This is a genomic window from Paenibacillus sp. YSY-4.3, assembly GCF_054767475.1.
Genome location: NZ_BAABMC010000001.1, coordinates 177,695 through 198,671, shown reverse-complemented (window position 1 = coordinate 198,671; position 20,977 = coordinate 177,695). Strand labels below are relative to the sequence as shown.

Below are 20,977 nucleotides of genomic sequence, written 5' to 3'. Positions count from 1 at the left end.
CTAGACAGTTCACATAAGGCAAAAGCTTAATTTGGCCCTTAGACCGGCAACTTGAATACGCAGCGGAATAAAGGAGCCTCATGCATCCCGAAGGCGATGCAGCAGACGGTGAAAAGCCCTTTTGTACCGAGATCGTAAAGATGCAATCTCTTGCACAATGACCGGTTCATGCCGAATTGTTCCCATGCCGGGATGGCGCCGATAAGCGATCAAAGGCTGGTTCACATAATGAAATGGAACTCCGGCCAGCAACATTCGGCACCACAAATCATAATCATGCGTATAAGGGAGTTTCTCATCGAATAGTCCCACCCGCTTAAGCAAGCTGCGTTTAATCATTACGGTGCAGCCGTTGATCGGATTTCCGCGCAGAAATGTCTCCAGCAGCTCTCGACGGGTCATGGGCGAAGCTCCTGCCCCGTGTTGGGTAAACGTACCATTTTCATCGATATAATCGAAATTCGTATGGGAAATGACTGCTTTGTGTCTCAGCATTTCATGAAGCTGAATGTTGATCTTATCGGGATAAAATATATCATCCGAGCTTAGCCAAGCGAAATAGTCTCCCGAAGCATGGCGTATTCCGTGGTTCAGCGCAGTTGCCGTTCCCCCGTTGCGCTTGCCTAAATAATGAATGCGGTGCTGGTAAGGGGCCAGCAGCTCCGCATAAGAAGTAGAACCGTCGTCCACCACAATGATTTCTATATTAGGATAAGTTTGATCTAGAGCGCTTGATACCGCCTGCGCAATATAAGGGCAGTTATAAAAAGGAATAATGATGCTTACCTTCACACTCATAAACGATCCGCATCCTCCCATCGATAATATTGTAAAATATCGCTTACCGAGGTCTCCCACGGGATCAACGGGCTCCAGCCCATTTCGCTCAGGAGCTCGGGCTGTATTAGGGAAGCACTTTCCGAGATCCCTTCTTCTGCTCCTTCCGTGCCCACTTCTTCAAGCGGACACGGTATTCTGGCCATATTTATGAAGCTTTTGCATACATCGCCGAGTCTTCTCTCGACTCCGGAACATACCGGGTACACCTTCCCCGCACTTCCTTGACGCAAAAGCAATTCATAGGCATCTACCGCATCTCTGACATCGAGAAAATCCCTTTTGGCGTTCGCTGAAGACAGCCGGAACCTCGGCCTGGATTCTCCTCGTTCCAAAGCGGCAATATATCCTGCCAGCAGGGAGCAAATGCCAGTGGAGGGACCGGGGCCGATCAGATTACAAGGCTCTGCCAATATGACGTGTTGATGGAACAGTTCTCCCCATGCCAATGAGACGACCTCTTGGATCGATTTGCTCAGTCCGTATGGATGAGTCGGTTCTATAGGGAAACTCAAATCAAATTTAAGGCGCGATCCAGCGATTAATATGGGAGTTCCCCCGTGCTGATGCAGAGCATTTAACAAATACACGGTCCCCATAATATTGCTTTCCATGTATAAAAGCGGATTTTCCCAGGATTCAGGAACGGAATTTTTGCCGGCCAGGTGAAGAACATAGCCAGGTGATATCCGCTGGACGGCTTCGTGGATCTCTGTCGGCCGGTTCAAATCGCACACATAATAATCCACATGTTTTATGAGGGGCAGCGCTTTGAGGGATGAACGGGATCGGACAATCGCAGCTACCCGGTAACCTTTCTCGGCGAGTCTCTTGCAGGCATGCTGTCCGGTAAAACCTGCTGCTCCGGTAACCAGAACGATGCGGTTATCCATCGCCTTTCATCCACTCTGCCATTTCTTCAATCATGCCGCGAAAGGAAGGCAATGCAAAATGAACATCCTTCCGAGTCGATACCAAGGTGCGGTCAATTACCGGCTCATCCGCGGGAACGATGGTTACATCCTGCTTGTTCCAGATTTCCTGAAATAGCTTCAGCATATCATGCTTCGTGACGGTTTCTGGATGTGCGAGATGCACGAGACCCGATAAGGAGGAGTCCAGCACGGAGTCGATGACCTTCGCCAATTGAATGGTTGTCACTCCGTTCCATGGAACCCGGCGATACCCGTTTACTTTTCCTTTTTGACTTAAGAACCAGTGCAGCAATCCGATTCCCTGCTCGCGTATTTCGGGTCCAATAATCGATGTCCGAATCGTAAGATGCCCCTCGTTCCGTACCTCCCCGAGCGCTTTCGTAACCGCATAGGTGGATGTGCCGTCGGTCATGTCATTTTCCGTGTATCTCCCTTTGCTGCCCAGAAATACGCAATCTGTACTGATGTGGATTAATCGGGCAGACAACGCATCTGCTGCCCGGCGCAGCCGATGTGGGAGAAATCCGTTAATATGATAAGCGCCTATTTTATCCAGATCCGCGCAATGGTTCAGTACACCTACAGCGTTAATGATGATATCCGGATTGACGAGTTGAATGGCCCGGTCTACCGCGGATACGTCGTCAACGTCAAGAATGAGCGACCCGGGGTCGCTCGCGTCCCGGGTCGTATAAAAAACATGATGTTTCCCCTGCCGCTGGAAATAACGAACGAATACATGACCTGCCATCCCGTTGCCGCCGACGATTAAAATCTTCATGATATGAACCCTCCGCGAATCAATAAATTCCGGATATCGTCTTTGTTCATTAAATTGTGCTCCGAGCTAAAGCTGTCAAACGGGACAAGGGGATACTGGCTGTATCGCTCCTTTAATTCCGGCAGATTCAAGTTAGGGAGAATCACCAAATATTCGCGGTCATAGACTACGGTAGTCAAGCTCTCGTATTCGCTCATCAGAATTTCATGAATTTTCTCGCCAGGGCGGATACCAGACTCAATAATTTCCACGTTCTCCTTGCCTGATGCTTCAATCAGCACCTCGGCCAAATCCACAATCCGGCAGGTCGGCATGGACATAACGAAGATTTCCCCGCCGATACTTTCGACGGAAGCCTTGAAAAGCAAGCTAATGGCGTCCGGAAGTGTAAAGAAGAAGCGCGTCATTTTAAAATCCGTGATACGTACATGATTTTTGTTTGAAATTTGGTTTTTAAACAAATGAATCACGCTGCCATTGGTGCCAAGCACATTTCCTCCGCGCACACATACGAATTTCGTATCGCTTTGCAGCAAATTGGCATATACGATCAGCTTCTCACCGATCGCCTTGGTCATGCCGTAGAAGTTAGAAGGATTTGCCGCTTTATCCGTAGAAATGTAAATCACTTTTTTCACTTTATTTTCCATAGCGGTCTCAATGACATTCTGCGTCCCAACTACGTTAGTCTTTAAAGCTTCATAGGGCTGATCCTCACAAACGGGAACATGCTTTAATGCAGCCAAATGGTATATGATATCGACATTCTTGCACGCATCCATCAAAGCCTCTTTATCGCGGATATCGCCGATACGAAACGTAAGTCGGGGATCCTCGAATGCCCGGCTCATGGCGACCTGTGTAGACTCATTGCGTGAAAATACGATAATTTCCTTAGGCTGCTGAAGCAGAACCTGTTTGACGAGCTCATATCCCCATGATCCGGTTCCTCCTGTCACGAGAATAACTTGATTATTGAACATTCACCTTCCCCCCCAGCACGAATTTAACAACCTTCCGTGAGACTCGCTCTTCCAGGTAACCCTCGGGACAAGTCCAGGAGCGCTCCAGACCGATCATTAACCCTACTGCAGCAGCGATTCTCTGCGAATCCAGTCCGGATACGACATTGCTGCCGCAATCCACGGTTTCGGGCCGTTCCGTCGTTCTGCGAATAGTTACCGTAGGCACCTGCATGATGCAGCACTCTTCCTGTACGGTGCCGCTATCCGTCAGGGCGCAGCGGGCATGCCGCTCCAATTTAACGAAATCGAAGAAGCCAAAAGGCTCATGGAACTCAACAAGTGGATTCATTTGAATTTTCAAATCGCTGGCGATACGGGACTTCGTTCGGGGATGGATGCTGCAGATCAGGCGCTGGCCATAGGTTTCAGCTACTTTGTTCAATCCCTCCATGATCTCGTGCAAATGGCCGGGATGATCCACATTCTCCGCGCGGTGCGTCGTAACCAGGAAATACTGGCCTGGCTTGAGTTTCAGCCGTTCCAGAACATCACTGTGCGCAATGAAAGGCTCGTAATGCTTCATGACCTCATAGATTGGATTGCCTGTCAAAATGATCCGTCGGCTCGGCACGCCTTCCGCTAAGAGATGCTGCTTGCTTTGCGGAGTATACGGCATATTAATTGTAGAAATCGCATCGATCAATTTGCGGTTCTTCTCCTCGGGCACCTCCAAATCAAAGCAGCGGTTCCCTGCCTCCATGTGGATGACAGGAATGCCCATCCGCTCTGCCAATATGGCGCACAGCGCACTGTTCGTATCCCCAAGAAGGAGAACCCGATCCGGCTGTTCTGCATTTAATATCGATTCCAATTGCGAATACATGGCGGCTAGCTGGTTCCCCAGCGTAGTATTGCGGTTTTTTAAAATATAGTCCGGCTGCCTGAGACCGAGCTCTTGAAAAAAAATATCGCTAAGACTGGTATTGAAATTTTGCCCGGTATGCACCAGCACATGTTTGTCGGCATAATGATCCAGCAGGGGAATAATCAAGCTGAGGCGAATGATTTCCGGTCGAGTTCCGAGTATGGTCAAAATTCTCACTATCTCATCTCCCTGTTGAAAGTCTTTTCCTGACTTTTCCTCTTTTTCGCATACGGCTAACCCGCCGAGTCCGACGCATGTTTCGCGCTCCATGTTTCATTCGGGCCCTGCTTCCATTCCGCCGGCGCTTCAAACGCTTCAGGCTCTTAAGCCGTCTGTGAGCGGAGGGCAATACCCTGGCCTTTTTAGCCCCGCGTCTCGCCCTTGGTTCCGATTTAGGCACAGGCCGAAGCGCAGGCAGACCTGCACCATTAGGAGTCAACCCATTCATGTGACTCAACACAGCCTGCAGATTAGCTTCGTAAGCTTCCGGACCGAAGCAAGCTTCAATCTGGATCCGGTTGTTGCTGCCAACCGATTCTATTAGGCCCGGCTCTTCCAGCAACCGAGACACTTTGGCGCTAAGCTCAGAATAGTCTCCGGCAGAAACGAGAAACGGCTGGTTGCCCGTTAATCGTAATATTTCTTCCAGGCCTCCGGATGCGTAGGCAATGACCGGCTTCCCTAGAATCATTGCCTCCATGGCCGTAAGACCGAAACCTTCCTCCCGCAGGCTGGGAACAATAACGATGTCCATCGCGCTGAAAGCCGCTTCAATGTCAGACACGTAATCGATAAATACGAACCGTTCCGCGTAAGGAGATTCAGCGACCCTTTGCTGCAGCCTAAGATAATACGGCCCATTTATTTCAGCGCCGATCACCACAAAACTGCTTTGCTGATATTGGCCTGCCAATATCAGAGCTGCTTCAATAAAATGATCCGCTCCCTTCTCGGCGGTCAAATAGGACGAAATATAGCCAATCAGCCGATTATCAGAACCCACCTTCCATTTATGTCTCTGCTGCTCTCGCAACTGCGGCCACTTATGGGGGCTGAAATCGCTCCAAGACCAGGAAGGATATAGGATATTGAGCTTCCCGGCTGAGCAGCCGCGTAAGGGAAAGGCTGCCGATTCCGAAATGCAAATAATCCAATCGCTGTACCGATCGATAATTTGGGTAGAGGCTTCCGTGTATCCGTTGCTGGCAATCACTTCGGTAATATGCCAAATAACGGGGATACCCATGGATTTCGCTGCCATGGCCGGGATCACATGAACACTGGTATTAACAAGCACGTAATCCGGCCGTTCTTTAGATAAAAGCCGTGAGGTTTCTTTAAACGCTGCCTCCTTCAGAGAATCCTCAATTTGCTGCGCCAAACCTTCATGAGGCAAACACATTCCGTAAAGGAGCGGAATATTCTGTACAATCGTTCTTATGCCGTGTCGCCTGGCTAGCCGGGATAACAAGCCCTCTTTAGGAACGACTATAACGCATTGAAAATACGGTGATAATCTCGTGGCCAGAAAGAGCAGCAGTTTCTCTGCTCCTGTTATATTTCTCTTGTTGCAAATATGCGAGAATAACAACAGCTTCCTCGATTCTGACATAACGGCCTCTCCTCATAAGGGGGTAAGGAGAGCCTCACCTCCCCGTCTTGATAAATGACAATCAGTCTAACCAAAAACCCGGCTGAGCATTTCATGAAGACGGTGGGAATACGTATGCTCACGATAGGTTCTCTCCAAAGCGTTAAGGGCTATCTCACGACGTTCCGTCTCATGACTTAAATAATAATTCACTTTGTCATACAGCTCGCTCGAGCTGCTGAAGGTTTCAATTTCCTTGCCTGGAATATAGAAGCTCGCTAAATCATCTCGCACATCAGCAAGCTGTAATGTTGCGCAGGCGGAGATTTCGAATGTCCGGGGGTTGGGAGAAGCAGCGGTAAGGCCGATCGAATTGTTATTTACGGTTGTATCATAAGGGGAACGATGCATATTCAGCACGATCTTAGATCCGCTGTATACTTCTCCCGTTTCGCCGGGTCCCATCCATTTTCCTATTTCTATCCGGTCAGGATAGGAGGCATATTCCGGCAATCGATCCCACCAAATTCCATTAATCGTCAAGCCTTTCTCCATCAAACCGCCAATAATCGGCTGCAAAAATTCAATGCGGTTCCAGTAGGCCGAGCCGATGAAGCTGATTTCACGCCGAACAGGCGAACGGGTCAACGTTGGACGGTAATGGCCTACATGGGCTGCAAAGGGCAAATAATATACATTGGCGCACCCTGCAGAACGGTAGAAATCCAGGCAATTACGTTCCAAGGTAAATACGTAATCATAATGAGGCGCAGTTCTTACAGTCATGTCGGTGTAATAAGGGTCATCCGTCAACCAAATTGCAGTACGTACCCCTTGAGAGCGTACCGCGTCCACTTGCTCCACAGGCATTTCCATCCCATCCAGCACAAGCATTAAATCGGGCACAATGCTCGCCGCAAGTTCCGAGATCGGTTGCTTGGGTCCCGCTACGTTCACTTCCGTTGCCAGCGTTTGGAGAGTGGCAATAATGGCTTCATCGATCGGAGCATAAGGAAATCCCTTACCCGAGGACACATAGAGGACTTTCAAATCTCTTTTGGGAAAATGAATATGGGCCGCTTCCACGATCGCTTTTGCACGTCCGCGCAAATATCCCTCATCATAGCCGCTCTTTAATCCTGCTTCCCTTCCTCTCCGGCTAGAATCATACACTTCTCCTTCTCTTACAGCCGTTGACTGTAAATCCGAATGAACGATCATGTCGTCACTCCCTCTTGAATTATCGCGTCACAATTGCTTACTTCATTTTCAATTTGGTAAGCAAGTTTTTAATACGTCGATGAAACGTATGCTTGGACCGAGTCGTCCACAAAGAGCGCCAGGCCATTTGGAGACGCTCTTGATCATGGCTCAAGTAATAATCGATTTTCGCTTGAAGTTCACCTGCGTCAGCAAATGTCTCGATGTCATACCCTGGTTTATAATGCAGTGTTAAATCGTTGCGAATATCTGTAATTTGCAATGTACCGCAGCCGCTGATCTCAAAGGTTCTAGGATTGATCGAGCTCCCCGGAATATTCAAGCCATTCCGGTTATCCAATCCGGCCTGCGTAGGACGATGAAGATTAATGACGATCTTGGCTCCGTTATAATACGACACCGTCTCTTCCGGCTCGATCCATTTGTTGTTTATGAACCGGGACAGCCGGTCGTAATCAGCCAGACGATCCCAATGCTGCCCCGCAATGAACACTTTCTTGTCCTGCAGGTAAGATGCCATCTGATTAAATAGCTCTACGCGGTTCCAAAAGGCATTGCCGATAAAGCAAATATCGTAAAGATATTCCGGCGAGGAGCGCACCGGGCGGAACATTTGCGGATTAGCAGCAAGCGGAAGATAATGAACATTCCTGCAGCCGTTTCTTTGATATAGTGCTACGCATTCCAGTTCATGCGTAAATACGTCATCATAGGTTTGCGCAATCCGTATTGTATCGTCCGTAAAATAGGGGTCATCGACAAACCATATCGCCGTACGGATTCCCAACTCGCGTATGGCCATGATCTGCTCCTCGTGCTCGGGAGGAAATACATGCAGCCCATTCATCACAAGCACCAGATCAGGGCGGTATGAGACCGCCATAGCCAATGCGGACCCAGGATCGGCCACGACGGATTCTGCCACCAGTCCGCTTAATGCTTCCGCTACCCCACGATCGATCGCCTCGAATCCTTGAGGAATATAGAGTACGCGGCATTTGCTTTTGCTAGGCGATTTTTGCTTCGGAATTCGCTCCAAAACAGCCTGACACCCGCCGAACCGGTAGCCTTCAAAATAACCATCCCGGAAAGCTATGCTAGAATCCGATTTGTTCAAACTTTTCAAGGCAATTCATCCTATCTATATTGAAATTTCCTAGGTCTGTATAAATATATGCTTGGAGGGCATGTGCATCATGGACGACTACCCGGAAAACTCATAAATTGGCGAATGCCACGAAAAAGCGGGCTCTCTCCGGTAATCCCGGAGCAAAAGCCCGCTTGCATTCAAACTCTATTCTTATACGCTAATTTGTGGCCATCCTCAAAGCCTTTAGAAAATCCCGAATTGAATCCCTCCTGGTAGGCTACATCATAGGCCTGCTGAAATAAGGCCGGATCATCTACAGGAGCGGCTGGCAAAGGCACTGCCGGTTCAGGACCCGGCACTACCGTAGGGGCAATCTCAGCTTGGCGCTGCGGAATGTTCGGCTTTTTTCGCCGTAATCGCCGCCCATGCCTGACTCTACTGCCAGATTTCCGGCTAAGATGTCTGCGTCTGCGTCTAAGCGATATCTTGCGTTTGCCCCCTAAACTTGTTCTTCTTCTTTTTCTTTTGACTAGCTTAGTACGGCTTTTCCGCCGGGTTTTGGTCGTTAACATTCTTTAATCCTCCCGTTCTCCTCGGGCAGCGATGTTAGCCGGGTAGCACGAATCCATAATCCAGGGCATTGAAGGAGTTCCATATTGTACTTGATGCAGAGTAATGCCACACACCGTTTGCGCAATGGCTTGCTGGTACCTGGTCAGAGCTTGAATATTATGAGCCAAATGGCGTGCCGTCTCAGCCGAATGATCCGTCACATCTGCCAAACTGTCCAAAATTCGGGCCATCGCCGTTTGGCTCTTGGCGATCGAGTCTATCAGCCGCAGCTTGGATGCCTCGACCGAGCCAACACCCGTTATCATTTGTCCGAGTCCTCCAAATCAAAGGAACCGCTGAATAATCCGTCAAATCCGCCATCGTCAGAGCCCGATTCCTCCTCATCGGATATGAGGACAGCCTTCAAATTGCCGTTAAAACCGTTCTGCAGCTTGGTTAACCCGTCTATCACTTCAACGAGCTGTTCATGAATATCGAGCGGTTCCGACAGCATCTTCTCATGACTCTCAAAGCTTCCGCCATGCACATGGTTAATCATCCAATTGCGCGCTTTTTCAACCTCTACCGCCTTTGCCTCCAAAATCATGGCAACATTCCATTGAACCTTGGCCGCCGCATCCAACACATTCAAAAAAGACTGCTCTCTGCTCATGATATCATCCCCACTCTAGCAACCTATTCTTCATCCTGATCTTTTAATTGCTTGACCACGAGTTCCAAATTTTCTGCCATGGCTTCCTGCAGATCGGCAATTGAATTCAAATAGGAGACAACGCTCTTGTTAATGCGCCCCGCGTTTTCAATCAACCCGTCGGTTCCATCAAAAGCCGGATCGGCATCTGGTATGGAATGAATGATCTGCGCTATTCGCACCGCAACCTGCCGCTCGGCATCGATGATTCGCGCGATCTGCGCATGCGAGTGGGACATATGGATGATGAGCTCCGTGATCTTCTGTTCCACCGGGATTCCCCCTACTTTGCTCGATTAACCGGGGACACTAGCGTAACTGATCACCGGCCCCGGCTTCACCTGTTCCAGCATATGCGGGGCTCAGCTTCCCCGTTACTGCAATGACGGGGTATTATAGATCTTCTGATTTTAATCGGGGGGGCGGAAGGATCGGCACACCTTCCTCATATTGTTTGAGCTCATCTAATGTAAGGAGATCAGGCTCGATAGGCAGACCCCACAGCTCGCGAGTATAACCCGAAGCAAATTCGCGCATCCGGCCCCGGTCGAACTGATATAGCTTGCCGTTCTCACACCGGACGACCGCTCCCTCCTGCAAAAATTCACCTTCCGTAGGGGCTTGTTTGCACTCTGACAACCGGGTTCCCGTAGGAATTCGCAGCAAATCGATGACTGAAAGCCTGACCGGCTTCATCGGCAGGCCTCTGGACGACACTTCAATCAACGGATATTTAACGCCATACTCCAACCAAAACGGCTTGCCTGCTCCTTCCACCCAGACGTGTGTCGGAAAAAAATCACTGGATTTGCGATGACGAAGCTCTCTCTCTTTAGCGTTCAAACGCTGAATAAGTTCAAACGGTTTGCCCCATTTTTCGTGAAAAAGACGCTCATTTTGGCGATTTACGACGACATATCGTTCGTCGCCCAGCCTCTTCATGGTCACGCTTCCGATATGGTGCACGAATGTATCCCCGGCAATGACCAGGCGTTTGCCCTGCAGCCGCAGGCGCAGCATCCAGTCATCATCCTCGAAGTTGCCGATCTCATATCCTTCGTCGAAATAGCCTACCTCCTCAAACAGCTCGCGGCTAAACAGCACGCAAAAGCCCACGAGCCGATCGGTCTCCCGCCATTTGGATCTGTCCGCCACATTGTAATTCGCCGCAAATGATTCCATTTCAGACCGGCTATGATAATCGGTATCTATTTGCTGCTCGCCGCCGATATAATTCGTAACCGGACCAACCGCCGCATTGGGGTTGCTGTCCAGTACGGCGATCATTTGTTTCAGCCAGCGCTCAGTTACAATGACATCGTTATTTAACAGCACTATCTTCTGTCCCTTTGCCATCATCAATCCGGTATTCACAGCGCTAGCAAAACCTAAATTCCCGCGGTGGCTGCCGACACGAACCGCGCCTCGCCGCTTCTGCAGCGCCTCACCTGTTCCGTCTGTGGAACCATCGTCGATGACAATGATCTCATAGGGATGCTCCGTATGAGCTTCAATACCAGCTATGCACTGCAGGAGCAGCTCTTTTTGATTGTACGTAGGAATGATGATGCTCGTGCCTTCGAATGGAATTGCAAAAGCGCGCTGCCCCTCCTCTACCCCTAGCCGATATCCGGCTTGAAATCCGATCCCGTATTTCCCGGCATGTTTTCTCTTCGAGCGGCTAATCGCCTCTGCCCGTTCCCTCTGTACAGCTTCCCGCAGCGACATACGTCTGCCTCGACTCATCCGTTCACCTCCACCTCCGGTAGCAAGAGGGCCTCTCCGCTCTCCAGCCGATTCGCCAAATGCCCCATGTCAAACGACACTTTGCCTAATTCTTCGGCGATGGCCGTACAAATCATTACAGCGGCAACCCCAGCCGCAACTAAGGCAAGATCAAATTCGATCAAAGCGGCTTGTTCTACGATGCGCTGTACATCATGCACTCCGTTAACCGGGGTGACGATCCCTGTAACCTCTAGGCCGCCGCTTTCGAGCACACCTGATAATCCAGCCGCCTTATTTCCGATAAGAAGCAGCTTCTGCCCATAAAGCATTCGATATAGCAATCCTTGTTCATGCAAGGCGTAATTCACCGTAGAGGAAGTCATCCTCAGCTTGTGGTGGGAAATATCTAGCTGATTCAAGGCCGGAAATAACAGCCCTTGGAACGAGGGGTGACGAGACACGGGAATACCGACGATATTCGCCTTGCGGATGGATTCCGCTAATGATCGGCTGGCTGCCGCATCAGGCAGCGTAACCCCAGCATAGGGCAGAAACGGTCCCCATAGCCTGGCTTGCTCCGTGGAAATGATCATATCATGCGCTAGGGTGAGCAGTTCCCCGTCACCGAGCCGGATGACCGAAAACGGCCGCCGCTGACCCAGGGCACGAATGATTTCCGTGCATACTGCTGTCGGAGACATGATTGGAACGAGCGAGGCCGTTACTTGCTGAATCCCTCGGGCGATCACATCATCAAGGGTAAGATCCGGCAGTACGGTGTAAGGAGGGAGCTGCCGTTCAACCTTTGCTTCACCGCCCTCATAGTAGCCTTGCCGATAGCCTTCGTCATAGTTACTAGCCGCGCTCGCCCCAGGAATAGTTATGTCCTTTGGGGAAGGCTCTGGCAGTGGTTCAGGCAGAGGCGCAGGCGAAGTACTCATGGGAAGCCATTCGTCTGCTGCCGTACTCGACCGGTTCCGTGCCGACGCTCGCCTCCCTGTCTTCATCCGGCTTCTTATCCTGTTCCAACCACGCCTTCTGCGCTTGTGCCGTCTGCTGCGCTTCCAATTCATGCAAGCCCCCCTCTCGCTCATCATGATGATTGCTAAGGAAGCACGCCTCTCATCCGTACACCGGCCTCCAGCAGCGATTCGAACGTTCCTGCATCCCCCCACCACAGTTGGAGAACATCGTACTCCAGCTTCCCATCTCTAGCGTATAAGTTGTTAACGTCGGTGATTTCCAATTCCCCCCGGGCAGAACGGTCTATCGCGTTAATTCGTTCGAAGACCATATCATCATACATGTAGATTCCCGTCACGGAGTAGTTGGATTGAGGTTTCGCCGGCTTCTCTTCAATATAGGAAATCAGGTCGGGACGAGACTGATCGAACACCGGAACCCCGTACCTCCTGGGATCATCAACCGGTTTAAGCAGCACTCTCGCACTTCCATGAATCTGTTTCATATAACTCTGAACATAAGGCGTCAAATCATCCAAAAATAAATTATCCGCCAAGAGCACAACGAATTTCTCCCCGGGCGCGATAAAGCTTTTTGCCAAATTTAGAGCTTCGGCAATTCCGCCGGCGGTTTCCTGTATGCGATAGGTCAGGTTTACCCCGAAGTTCTCTCCGCTCCCCAAATAATTCGTATATAGTTCTGCAGATTGCTTGCTGATCACGAGAAGAATGTCCTTGATCCCTGCTTGCCGGAACCGTTCGATGCCATAGCTTACCATCGGATAACTCCCGACCGGAAGAAGATGTTTATTTATGATTCGAGTCAACGGATAAAGGCGGGTTCCCGTCCCTCCCGCTAATATTACGCCTTTCATCTGCTTCCCTCCCCAAAGCTGTTTTTGTCATAGATATATCCAGGGGTCAATCCCCCACTTATCGATAAATTTCTGGCGATTGCACTCGATCAGATCGTCCCAGCCACCCGGATTTGCTGACGCAAAGCTGGCGCTTCCCGCATGATAAATGAGCGTATCCCCGCTAATGAGCAGCCGAAAGCCATGCTGGCGCGCACGGTAGCAATAATCGTCGTCCTCATAATGCCCCGGCGAGAAGCGCTCGTCGAACAGCCCGACGATTTCCCGCAGCCTTCGTTTGAATAAGAAGCATAGACCGACAATACGCTGGGCCTCAAGCCACTTCGCCGGATTGGGGCGGTTATGCCGGCTTGCGACTTGCATAAACTCTTCCTGCGTATCCCACACGACCTCTATTTGCTGGCATCCGCTCGCATAGTTGGTAACCGGCCCGACAATACCTACGTCTTCCGCGCTGTATAGCGCGCGAAGCATGTTCGACAGCCAGCGCGGCGTGACGATGACATCGTTATTCAGAAGAAGCAACTGCTCGCCGGAAGCGATAGAGAGCCCCCTGTTGCATGCGGCAGGGAATCCTTCATTTTTAGGCAGCGCTATAAATGTAAGGCCCTCTTGAATGCAATATTCCTGCGTCCCATCCGTAGATCCGTTATCGACAACAATAATTTCATATGGAACTTCGGTATGCTCGCGGATCGATTCAATGCAGGAGGTCAGCAAGTGCAGACCGTTATACGTTGGGATAATGATACTGGTCAGCTTTGTCTCATTCATCTGCCATTCCTCTTTCTAGCCAGTTCACTGCGCGGCATCCTTGTCATTTTCAGCCTGCATCCCTGCAGGCGCATTACCGCTTCAAACGCTTCGACATGATCGCCAAGGATTAGCTGAGCGACTTCATTTCCATCGCCGACATTCCCGCTGCGCAGCCGGTTGTTTCTCACCACGTCCACCGGGCGTGGAGCTCGGACCTTCAGTCCATATGCGATAGCCAAAGCCTGCGCTTTCGGGGGCACGATTAGCGCCTTGGCTCCAAGAGCAGCTAAGGCCCGGCGGGATAAAGCATGGGGAACGGCGGTCAAGGAATTCGCCTTCAAATCGGGCCGGCCCAGCATATAGTTAAGAAACATCTTGCTGCGGGTTACGGTATCCTGTTTGGAGAATGGCGGCAAGTATGGTGAGATGTCATTCAGAACAACGTCAACCCCTTTCCCGATCTCTACTAGGAAAGAAGCTAAGTCCTCGGCGGCAAGGACGATATCGCCATCCGCAAACAACACGGTATCACCGCTAGCAAGCGATGCTCCAATAGCACGGGCAACGTCATGCCCCAGCCGCTCCGGGTAGCTTACTACCGTTACGCGCTCGTTGCTTTCGATGGCGCGGAAGCTGCCGTCCTTGCATCCATTCAGTATGACGATAATTTCCTGAAGGGGCAGACAGAGCAATTCGTTTATAACGGATGCAATCGTCCTCCCCTCATTGCAGGCGGAAACAACCGCGGACGCTGTCCCGTACAGTGGCAGCGGAATTCCCAGCACCTCTTGCTTTACGATCATGTTATACCCGCGGCGGTAAGCTTTCGAAATGGCTAGCACACTACGCCAAGGCAGTGTTGTATGGCATTTCTCCTCATACCATTCCATATAGCAGGCCTGCATATGTTCATACGAATGTGAGTCATCCTTCTCCGCCAAAGCTGCGGCAGATCCCGCTTGATAGGCCTTCTCCTCAAGCTCCCTCCATTTCATCTCGCGCTTCACTTGTGCCTTAGACGATTTTTTCCGCTGCAGGCGGCTGTGGGCATGATTTTGATTGGAAGAACGCTGCCTGCTTATCGGTATCTCGTATTTTCTTCTTGGCATGCCCTCACCTCACCTTGTCTCGCCTGCGTCCGAGATCCCCGTATCCCCCGCGCGGGCCTTCTTCCTGAATGAGCCGATTTACGGCTTCCAAATGATCTCCTGTGATCAGGCTGGTTAGTGGATCGGCTCTCCCGTTTTTGTATTTAACCGGATTTAGCCTTCCCACTTGAACGGAGTGCACGGCTCTTACTTTACATCCGCGAAGCACCGCAGCAGCTAGAGCTACCGGCGGCACCTCGAGCGCGCTATACCCAATGGCTTCGACCGCCTTGCGGCTCATGGCATGAGGAACCGCCGTCAGGGAAGCTCCTTTCAAATCGGATCGGCCTAGCAAGGCGTTAAGCGAATATTTAGCCAACACAACCGGATGAATTTCCCGTCCTGCCGTAGGCCCCGAATAATCGTTTAGAGCCACGTCCACTCCCTCTTTCACCGCCTTGACGAAGGGGCGAAGCTCCATAGCTGGAATAACCATATCGGCATCGATGAACAACATGATCTGTCCTCTAGCGGCTTCTGCGCCGACGCGGCGCCCTATGTCGTGTCCAAGCGGCTCGGCAACGGCAATGACGCGGGCTCCGCATTTCCTGGCCAATGTCTCTGTCCCATCCGTCGACCCGTTAGCCACGACGATGATTTCGCTGTAAGGATGAACCCTGCTAGCTTCATAGAGAACGCCCTTTAGTGTATTTCTCTCGTTCATTGCTGGAACAATGATAGACACCACTGGGTTTGGATGATTTTTCACGCGCCACTTCAACCGTTTATGATATCTGATCCGCCGTGCGGAGCGGCGTGCCAGCTTGCGCTTCCTAAGCATGTTTTCACCTCCCAGTTCCAGCTGCTTCTGCATGATAGAGCGAATAGGGCTTTTTGTACTACCTCCTACAGTGTATGTTCGTGGGGGGGCGTTGCAACGGCAAACGTACAGTCCTTTCCTTCCGAAAAAAGACAAAAGACTATTCTCGGTTTCGCGGAACAATCCACCGATGAATAGTCTTTAATCCAGCCTGCTATATTTTTGCTTCCTGCCCTTTCATCAATCGGACCCAACGGGCCGAAGTATGCTGCCAACGAAACCTGCGGCGCGCCAGTTCCCGGCCCGCCTGCCCCATCTTCTTGCGAAGCGGCTCGCTGCCGAGTAAAGCAACAATCCCTTCCACCAGATCATTGGGCATGGATGCCGGCGGAAGGAGCAATCCAGATTCTCCGTCGATGACGACCTCAGGGATGCCCCCAGCCCGGCTGGCCACGATTGGAACTGCCGATGCCATCGCCTCTACGTTGACCAAACCGAAGGCCTCATCTTCCTCGGAGGGAACGACGATGAGATCAGCCAAATTGTACCAATCGGCGACGCTCGGGTAAGGAGCGTACGGCAGGAACACCACTCTATCCCCAAACGGCTCCGCCATCTTCTTCAAACGCCTGACATACTGGCTCTCCCGGTTGATCCCGTAATATGCGCCGCCTACGACAACGAGCATCGCCTCCTTCTCCTGCTGTATGATTGCAGGAAAGGCCTTCAGCAAATGATGAACTCCCTTAGACGGAAGCAAGCGGCCGATGAACATAATAATTTTACGCCGGCTCCATCCCAAATCCGTAAGCCTGGCTTGTCGCAAGTATTCACCCGGCGAGGTCCACCGTGGCGCGAAATCCTCAAGGCTTACCCCCAACAGATTAACGGATATTGGCGTCTGGAGCGATGGAAAACGCCGCTGAAGCTCTTTTTGCAAATACTGGCTGTTCACGATGATCCGATCCACCTTCTCCAGTAAGCAGCGCATTCTTGCGGCAGACTGATAGGAGGCGTCAAAGAAAGTAGTTGAGTGAAAGGTCAGGAATACCTTGGCCATCGGCAGCCTGCTCTTTAATTGGTAAGCAAGCAAGGGGCGATTATGAACATCCACTCGGTCGGGATGCCACCTTTTCAAATGGCGAAGCAGTGATGTTAAGTATAGTCTGCCTCCGGGCATGCGAAAGCATGGGACGGATTCCAGGCTTCCCGGGCTCTGGATCTGGCCGTCCGACAGGCCGAATATTCGAATATCCAGTTCATCTGCAGCCAATGGTGCCACCTTCTCGATAACCCGTTCGACGGAGCTGCTATGTCCTGAAGGAATCACAAAGGTCCCAGGCGTAATGACCGCTACTTTTAATCTGCTCATGCGCTTGGCTTCCTCTCTGCAAAAATAAACCCGCATTCCAAAATATGCGCATTCTGCCGGTAAGGTTAATGCCCCCTCGGAAGCATCCTTGCAGGCGGTTCTTTTAGCTAAAACAGGCTCATGATACAGCACAGTCGTCCACGCTATTTAGGTTATAGCCACATAAACTGAACCAAAAAAGTCGTATACGAAAAGGAGGAAAATCCATGGGGCAAGACCATGTCGGTATTCTGCTAAACTCCAGCATGTACCGGGGAATTCCCCAGCGCAAAACCGGCCAGGAATCGATAGCTAATTATGAGGAGGCGGCACGGGCTAACGGATTCATTCCTTGCTTTCTGAGATTAGGGGATATCGATGCCGGATCAAACAAAAGCATTGCTTACGTGCAGAGTGGCTACGATTATGTCAAGACAACAATCCCTACTCCCAGGGTCATTCATAACCGCGCGCTCTACAGAGATGCAGGCGCCCACCGTAAAATCCACAACCTCGTTTCGCAGGGGATTTGCATCTTTAATGTAAACAATCGTTACGGAAAAAACGTCGTCCATCGTCTCTTGCAAGAGGATCCATATTTATCGGAATACCTTCCAGAAACGGCCGAAGCTTCTCCCGCTTCTCTGCGAAGAATGATGTCGGAATACGATGACCTTGTATTGAAGCCGGTACGCGGATCGGTTGGATATGGAATTATGAGAGTACAGCGGGATGGAACAGCCTGGAAATTAGTATATTCCTCCAAGAACAGGAGAGGCTGGATCACGGATAGAGTCACCAAGGAGAACATCCCGGCTTGGCTGCATCGCAGGTTCATTCAAACCCCTTATCTCATACAACAGCGCATTCCGCTTGCCGAATACGATGCCAGGCCGCTGGATCTGCGCGTAACCGTTCAACGCGGCGCTTTTGGCGCATGGGGCATTACCGGGATATTCGTCAAGATCGCTCCCCAAAACAGCTTTCTCTCTAACATTGGCAAAGGGGGACGCCCGTACCCCGTCGGACTGCTGACGCAATGTCTTCCCGCTAGAACTGTACCGGATATCCTTTACCATGTCGAACATTTATCGCTCACCATTGCGAGGCATTTGTCCTCGCGCCTGCCTCTGCTCGCAGACCTCGGGATCGACATCGGCTTGACGCAGGAAGGACAACTCTATTTCATCGAATGCAACGGCAGGGATCAGCGTTACGGCTTCAGAAAAGCCGGATTGACGGATATTTGGAAAGATACGTATCAACGGCCTATGGATTTTGCCAGATATTTATTTGACCGTGATCAGTCAAAACTGACCTAACCAAATAGAAGTCCAAATCCGCACTGAGCGAATCTGGACTTCTATTGGTTATTGTTATTCAGTATCGTACATCCGTGATACCGAATAGCGGATATATGATAGCTAGGTTAAAAGCCGCTGCCATTGCCAGACACAGCAGGAGCAGCAGCCCTAGGTCGTATAGCGTAAACTGGGAGGTATAATAATAAGTCCTGCGCCGACTATTGTGGAACGCCTTTGATTCCATAGCTACCGCTACGCGGTGAGCCCGGCGAATGCTTTGCGACAACAGCGGTACAGCATACAGCTTGGTTTGCTCGATCCAGCCGCGGATGCCGCGGCTATGCCGGACACCCCGAATCTTGAGAGCGCTGCGCCGGATTTGGAACTCCTCCCATACCATCGGCAGCAGCCGAACCGAGGCCATAAAGCTGTACGCGTATTTCGGAGCAAGCTTCACCTTCTGCATCAGGGCATAGAACAAGGCGACAGAAGAGGTCGTCAGTACATACAGCAGCCCCTCCGCGGCAAAAGTCACCGATTTGAAGCCGATATGGATGCCACGATAGAAGCTTTCCTCCGATATGCGGATGATTCCCCATTTCCACCAAAGCGTATCCCCTTTGCCAAAGAGAATCATCGTAATGGAAGAGGATACAAATACGAACAGCAACGGGAGAAGCAGCAGCATGATCTTCCACGGAGGATGGCCGCTCATCAGAAAAAGTACAAGAAAGACAGCTATTGCCTGGTAAGCAATGAAATCCAAGCTGTGCGTGAATAAGGTCAACAGGAACAGCAGCACGATCATCCCCAGCTTGGCAGCAGGGTTAGCCCGGTGCAGCCAGGTCGTTCGTCTAGGTGTTAGAAATTGTTTCATCGGTTCCCCTCTTCCTGCTTGAGACGCCTTATACGCTCTCCCCGCTCCGTCCATCGCTGGGATACGATTCTTCCTTCCCGGACTTCCCAACGCTGGGTTGCGACGATATCCGCAATCTTCTCCTCGTGCGTAACCATCACGATCGAGGTCCCTTGACGACGCAGCTTCTCGCAAACCTGCAGGATCGCAAAGGTATTGACGGCATCCTGCCCGAAGGTTGGTTCATCCAGCAGCAGAATGGGTTTATTCAGCACCGCGGCGCCAGCCACGCTTAATCTCCGCTTTTGTCCGAGAGAGAGCTGATAAGGGTGACGGTGGTTCAGCCCCTCGAGGCCGAAGGTCAGTAAAGCCTCATCGACTCGCTCCTTCACGAGCTTCTCCGTTAATCCCTCCAGCCGCAAGGAAAAAGCAATTTCCTCCGCCACATGCTCAGCGACGAATTGAAACTCGGGATTCTGGAACACAAAGCCGATGCGGGATGCAGCCAGCTCCACGTGCTTATCGCGCTTGTTTCTGCGCCATCGGCTCTTCCTTGCGGTCCGGTCGGATTGCCTATTATCCAAAGGCTCTCCTTGCAGCAAATAATTTCCTTCCGAGCGGAGCAGCCCCATCAGGCTCAGCAGCAGCGAGCTCTTTCCCGCCCCGTTAGGCCCGGTAATCGCAATGAAATCGCCTGGAGAAACCGTGGCATGCTCAATCTCAATCACCGGCCTGCCATGCCTTAGGCCTGTGAACCGGGATACCTCCAGCAGCTTCCCGGCAGAGAGCGATGCCGGCTGCTCCTGAGGAACCGGTTCAAGAAGCGCTTCTCCCTCGGGCGATAAGAAGTAGTGCTCCCATACGCCGGGATACCAAATACCGAACTCCTTCAGCTCAGATTGATACGTGCCGAATACCTCTTGCGGCGCCCCATGTCCGAGCAGTTGCCCTTCCGGGCCAAAAAGAATGACCCGATCGACAAAGCCGGCAATTTCCTCGATCCGATGCTCGACGATAATCAGCGTCCGATCCGGGGAAACCTTCTTGACCGTATCCCAAATCTGTTCCCGGCCTTCCGGGTCAAGCAGCGCGGAAGGCTCGTCCAGGAACAGCACCTGGGGATTGGAGAGCAACACGGAGGCCAGAGCCAGCCGCTGCTTCATCCCCTGGGACAAGGTGTCGATTTGGACATGCAGCTCCGGCAACTGAAGGCCGACTGCCTGAAGAACCTCTTCCATTCTTCCCAGCATTTCATTTTGCGGAACAGCCAGATTTTCGAGAACAAAAGCTAGCTCCTCATCGACATACGGCATGCAAAATTGGGTATCCGGGTCTTGGAATACAAATCCCCAGGATGGCGGCTGTATCCGATCCTCGCAGCGCATCGGCACCTCGACAAGCGAAGGAATAATACCAGAGAGCACCTGCAGCAGGGTAGACTTCCCACTCCCGCTCGGACCGAGCAGCAATACCTTCTCTCCCTGCCGTACATGAATAGTAAGATCTTTAAAAATGAAGCGTTCTTCACCCGGAAATTTAAGCCGCAGCCCAGTTACGCCAGCTGCTATAGCCGCTGCCCCGTTCTGCTGGTCGCTTACCGCGGCGGATGTCAATATAGGCATCATCGC

General features: G+C 51.3%; 22 protein-coding genes. 1 reads left to right on the top strand and 21 read right to left on the bottom strand.

Annotated features, from left to right (window positions below; all coding sequences use genetic code 11):
• Window positions 1–78 precede the first annotated feature (78 nt).
• The 19 genes from ACYUJT_RS00855 to ACYUJT_RS00765 form a co-directional block, all read right to left on the bottom strand.
• Window positions 79–798: a glycosyltransferase gene (locus ACYUJT_RS00855; RefSeq protein WP_460318051.1), complete on the bottom strand. Its 720-nt coding sequence runs from the start codon at window positions 796–798 to the stop codon at window positions 79–81.
• The gene (locus tag ACYUJT_RS00850) at window positions 795–1,730 is read right to left on the bottom strand and encodes an NAD-dependent epimerase/dehydratase family protein (protein ID WP_460318049.1); all 936 of its coding nucleotides are present in this window, start codon (window positions 1,728–1,730) and stop codon (window positions 795–797) included. The genes ACYUJT_RS00855 and ACYUJT_RS00850 overlap by 4 nt, the downstream gene beginning before the upstream one ends.
• Complete coding sequence (locus ACYUJT_RS00845) at window positions 1,723–2,553, bottom strand: dTDP-4-dehydrorhamnose reductase family protein (protein ID WP_460318047.1); 831 nt, start codon at window positions 2,551–2,553, stop codon at window positions 1,723–1,725. The genes ACYUJT_RS00850 and ACYUJT_RS00845 overlap by 8 nt, the downstream gene beginning before the upstream one ends.
• Window positions 2,550–3,536, bottom strand: coding sequence for a polysaccharide biosynthesis protein (locus tag ACYUJT_RS00840; protein ID WP_460318045.1), 987 nt, complete (start codon window positions 3,534–3,536; stop codon window positions 2,550–2,552). Before ACYUJT_RS00840 ends, ACYUJT_RS00845 begins: the two co-directional genes overlap by 4 nt.
• Window positions 3,526–4,620 (bottom strand): non-hydrolyzing UDP-N-acetylglucosamine 2-epimerase, encoded by a 1,095-nt coding sequence (gene wecB / locus ACYUJT_RS00835; RefSeq protein WP_460318043.1) that lies wholly within the window; start codon window positions 4,618–4,620, stop codon window positions 3,526–3,528. The genes ACYUJT_RS00840 and wecB overlap by 11 nt, the downstream gene beginning before the upstream one ends.
• A 4-nt stretch (window positions 4,621–4,624) precedes the next feature.
• A complete protein-coding gene (locus tag ACYUJT_RS00830; RefSeq protein ID WP_460318040.1) occupies window positions 4,625–6,055 on the bottom strand; it encodes a glycosyltransferase family 4 protein in 1,431 nt (476 codons plus the stop codon).
• Window positions 6,056–6,121: 66 nt separating this feature from the next.
• Complete coding sequence (locus ACYUJT_RS00825) at window positions 6,122–7,255, bottom strand: CgeB family protein (protein ID WP_460318038.1); 1,134 nt, start codon at window positions 7,253–7,255, stop codon at window positions 6,122–6,124.
• 37 nt (window positions 7,256–7,292) lie between these two features.
• Window positions 7,293–8,381, bottom strand: a complete 1,089-nt coding sequence (locus ACYUJT_RS00820; RefSeq protein ID WP_460318036.1) for a CgeB family protein — start codon at window positions 8,379–8,381, stop codon at window positions 7,293–7,295.
• A 161-nt stretch (window positions 8,382–8,542) separates the two neighbouring features.
• Window positions 8,543–8,917: a hypothetical protein gene (locus tag ACYUJT_RS00815; protein WP_460318034.1), complete on the bottom strand. Its 375-nt coding sequence runs from the start codon at window positions 8,915–8,917 to the stop codon at window positions 8,543–8,545.
• Window positions 8,918–8,920: 3 nt separating this feature from the next.
• Window positions 8,921–9,223 (bottom strand): hypothetical protein, encoded by a 303-nt coding sequence (locus tag ACYUJT_RS00810; RefSeq protein WP_460318033.1) that lies wholly within the window; start codon window positions 9,221–9,223, stop codon window positions 8,921–8,923.
• Window positions 9,220–9,570: a restriction endonuclease subunit S gene (locus tag ACYUJT_RS00805; protein WP_460318031.1), complete on the bottom strand. Its 351-nt coding sequence runs from the start codon at window positions 9,568–9,570 to the stop codon at window positions 9,220–9,222. The genes ACYUJT_RS00810 and ACYUJT_RS00805 overlap by 4 nt, the downstream gene beginning before the upstream one ends.
• 23 nt (window positions 9,571–9,593) lie before the next feature.
• Window positions 9,594–9,881 carry a nucleoside-diphosphate sugar epimerase gene (locus tag ACYUJT_RS00800; RefSeq protein WP_460318029.1) on the bottom strand — a complete coding sequence of 96 codons (288 nt, stop codon included), beginning with the start codon at window positions 9,879–9,881 and terminating at the stop codon, window positions 9,594–9,596.
• Window positions 9,882–10,002: 121 nt separating this feature from the next.
• A complete protein-coding gene (locus ACYUJT_RS00795) occupies window positions 10,003–11,355 on the bottom strand; it encodes a glycosyltransferase family 2 protein (protein WP_460318027.1) in 1,353 nt (450 codons plus the stop codon).
• Window positions 11,352–12,410: a GT-D fold domain-containing protein gene (locus ACYUJT_RS00790; protein WP_460318026.1), complete on the bottom strand. Its 1,059-nt coding sequence runs from the start codon at window positions 12,408–12,410 to the stop codon at window positions 11,352–11,354. The genes ACYUJT_RS00795 and ACYUJT_RS00790 overlap by 4 nt, the downstream gene beginning before the upstream one ends.
• A gap of 32 nt (window positions 12,411–12,442) precedes the next feature.
• Window positions 12,443–13,174, bottom strand: coding sequence for a sugar phosphate nucleotidyltransferase (locus ACYUJT_RS00785; protein WP_460318024.1), 732 nt, complete (start codon window positions 13,172–13,174; stop codon window positions 12,443–12,445).
• Window positions 13,175–13,201: 27 nt separating this feature from the next.
• Window positions 13,202–13,948, bottom strand: a complete 747-nt coding sequence (locus ACYUJT_RS00780; RefSeq protein WP_460318023.1) for a glycosyltransferase family 2 protein — start codon at window positions 13,946–13,948, stop codon at window positions 13,202–13,204.
• Window positions 13,945–15,039 (bottom strand): glycosyltransferase family 2 protein, encoded by a 1,095-nt coding sequence (locus tag ACYUJT_RS00775; RefSeq protein ID WP_460318022.1) that lies wholly within the window; start codon window positions 15,037–15,039, stop codon window positions 13,945–13,947. The genes ACYUJT_RS00780 and ACYUJT_RS00775 overlap by 4 nt, the downstream gene beginning before the upstream one ends.
• Window positions 15,040–15,043: 4 nt before the next feature.
• Window positions 15,044–15,859 (bottom strand): glycosyltransferase family 2 protein, encoded by an 816-nt coding sequence (locus ACYUJT_RS00770; protein ID WP_460318021.1) that lies wholly within the window; start codon window positions 15,857–15,859, stop codon window positions 15,044–15,046.
• Between the two features lie 193 nt (window positions 15,860–16,052).
• Complete coding sequence (locus ACYUJT_RS00765) at window positions 16,053–17,210, bottom strand: glycosyltransferase family 4 protein (protein ID WP_460318020.1); 1,158 nt, start codon at window positions 17,208–17,210, stop codon at window positions 16,053–16,055.
• 206 nt (window positions 17,211–17,416) lie between these two features.
• On the opposite strand from ACYUJT_RS00765, the gene ACYUJT_RS00760 reads away from it, so the two are divergent.
• Window positions 17,417–18,511, top strand: coding sequence for a YheC/YheD family endospore coat-associated protein (locus ACYUJT_RS00760; RefSeq protein WP_460318018.1), 1,095 nt, complete (start codon window positions 17,417–17,419; stop codon window positions 18,509–18,511).
• A 58-nt stretch (window positions 18,512–18,569) separates the two neighbouring features.
• On the opposite strand, the gene ACYUJT_RS00755 is transcribed toward ACYUJT_RS00760, so the two are convergent.
• Both ACYUJT_RS00755 and ACYUJT_RS00750 read right to left on the bottom strand, forming a co-directional pair.
• A complete protein-coding gene (locus ACYUJT_RS00755; protein WP_460318016.1) occupies window positions 18,570–19,370 on the bottom strand; it encodes an energy-coupling factor transporter transmembrane component T family protein in 801 nt (266 codons plus the stop codon).
• Window positions 19,367–20,974, bottom strand: a complete 1,608-nt coding sequence (locus tag ACYUJT_RS00750) for an ABC transporter ATP-binding protein (RefSeq protein ID WP_460318015.1) — start codon at window positions 20,972–20,974, stop codon at window positions 19,367–19,369. The genes ACYUJT_RS00755 and ACYUJT_RS00750 overlap by 4 nt, the downstream gene beginning before the upstream one ends.
• Window positions 20,975–20,977 lie beyond the last annotated feature (3 nt).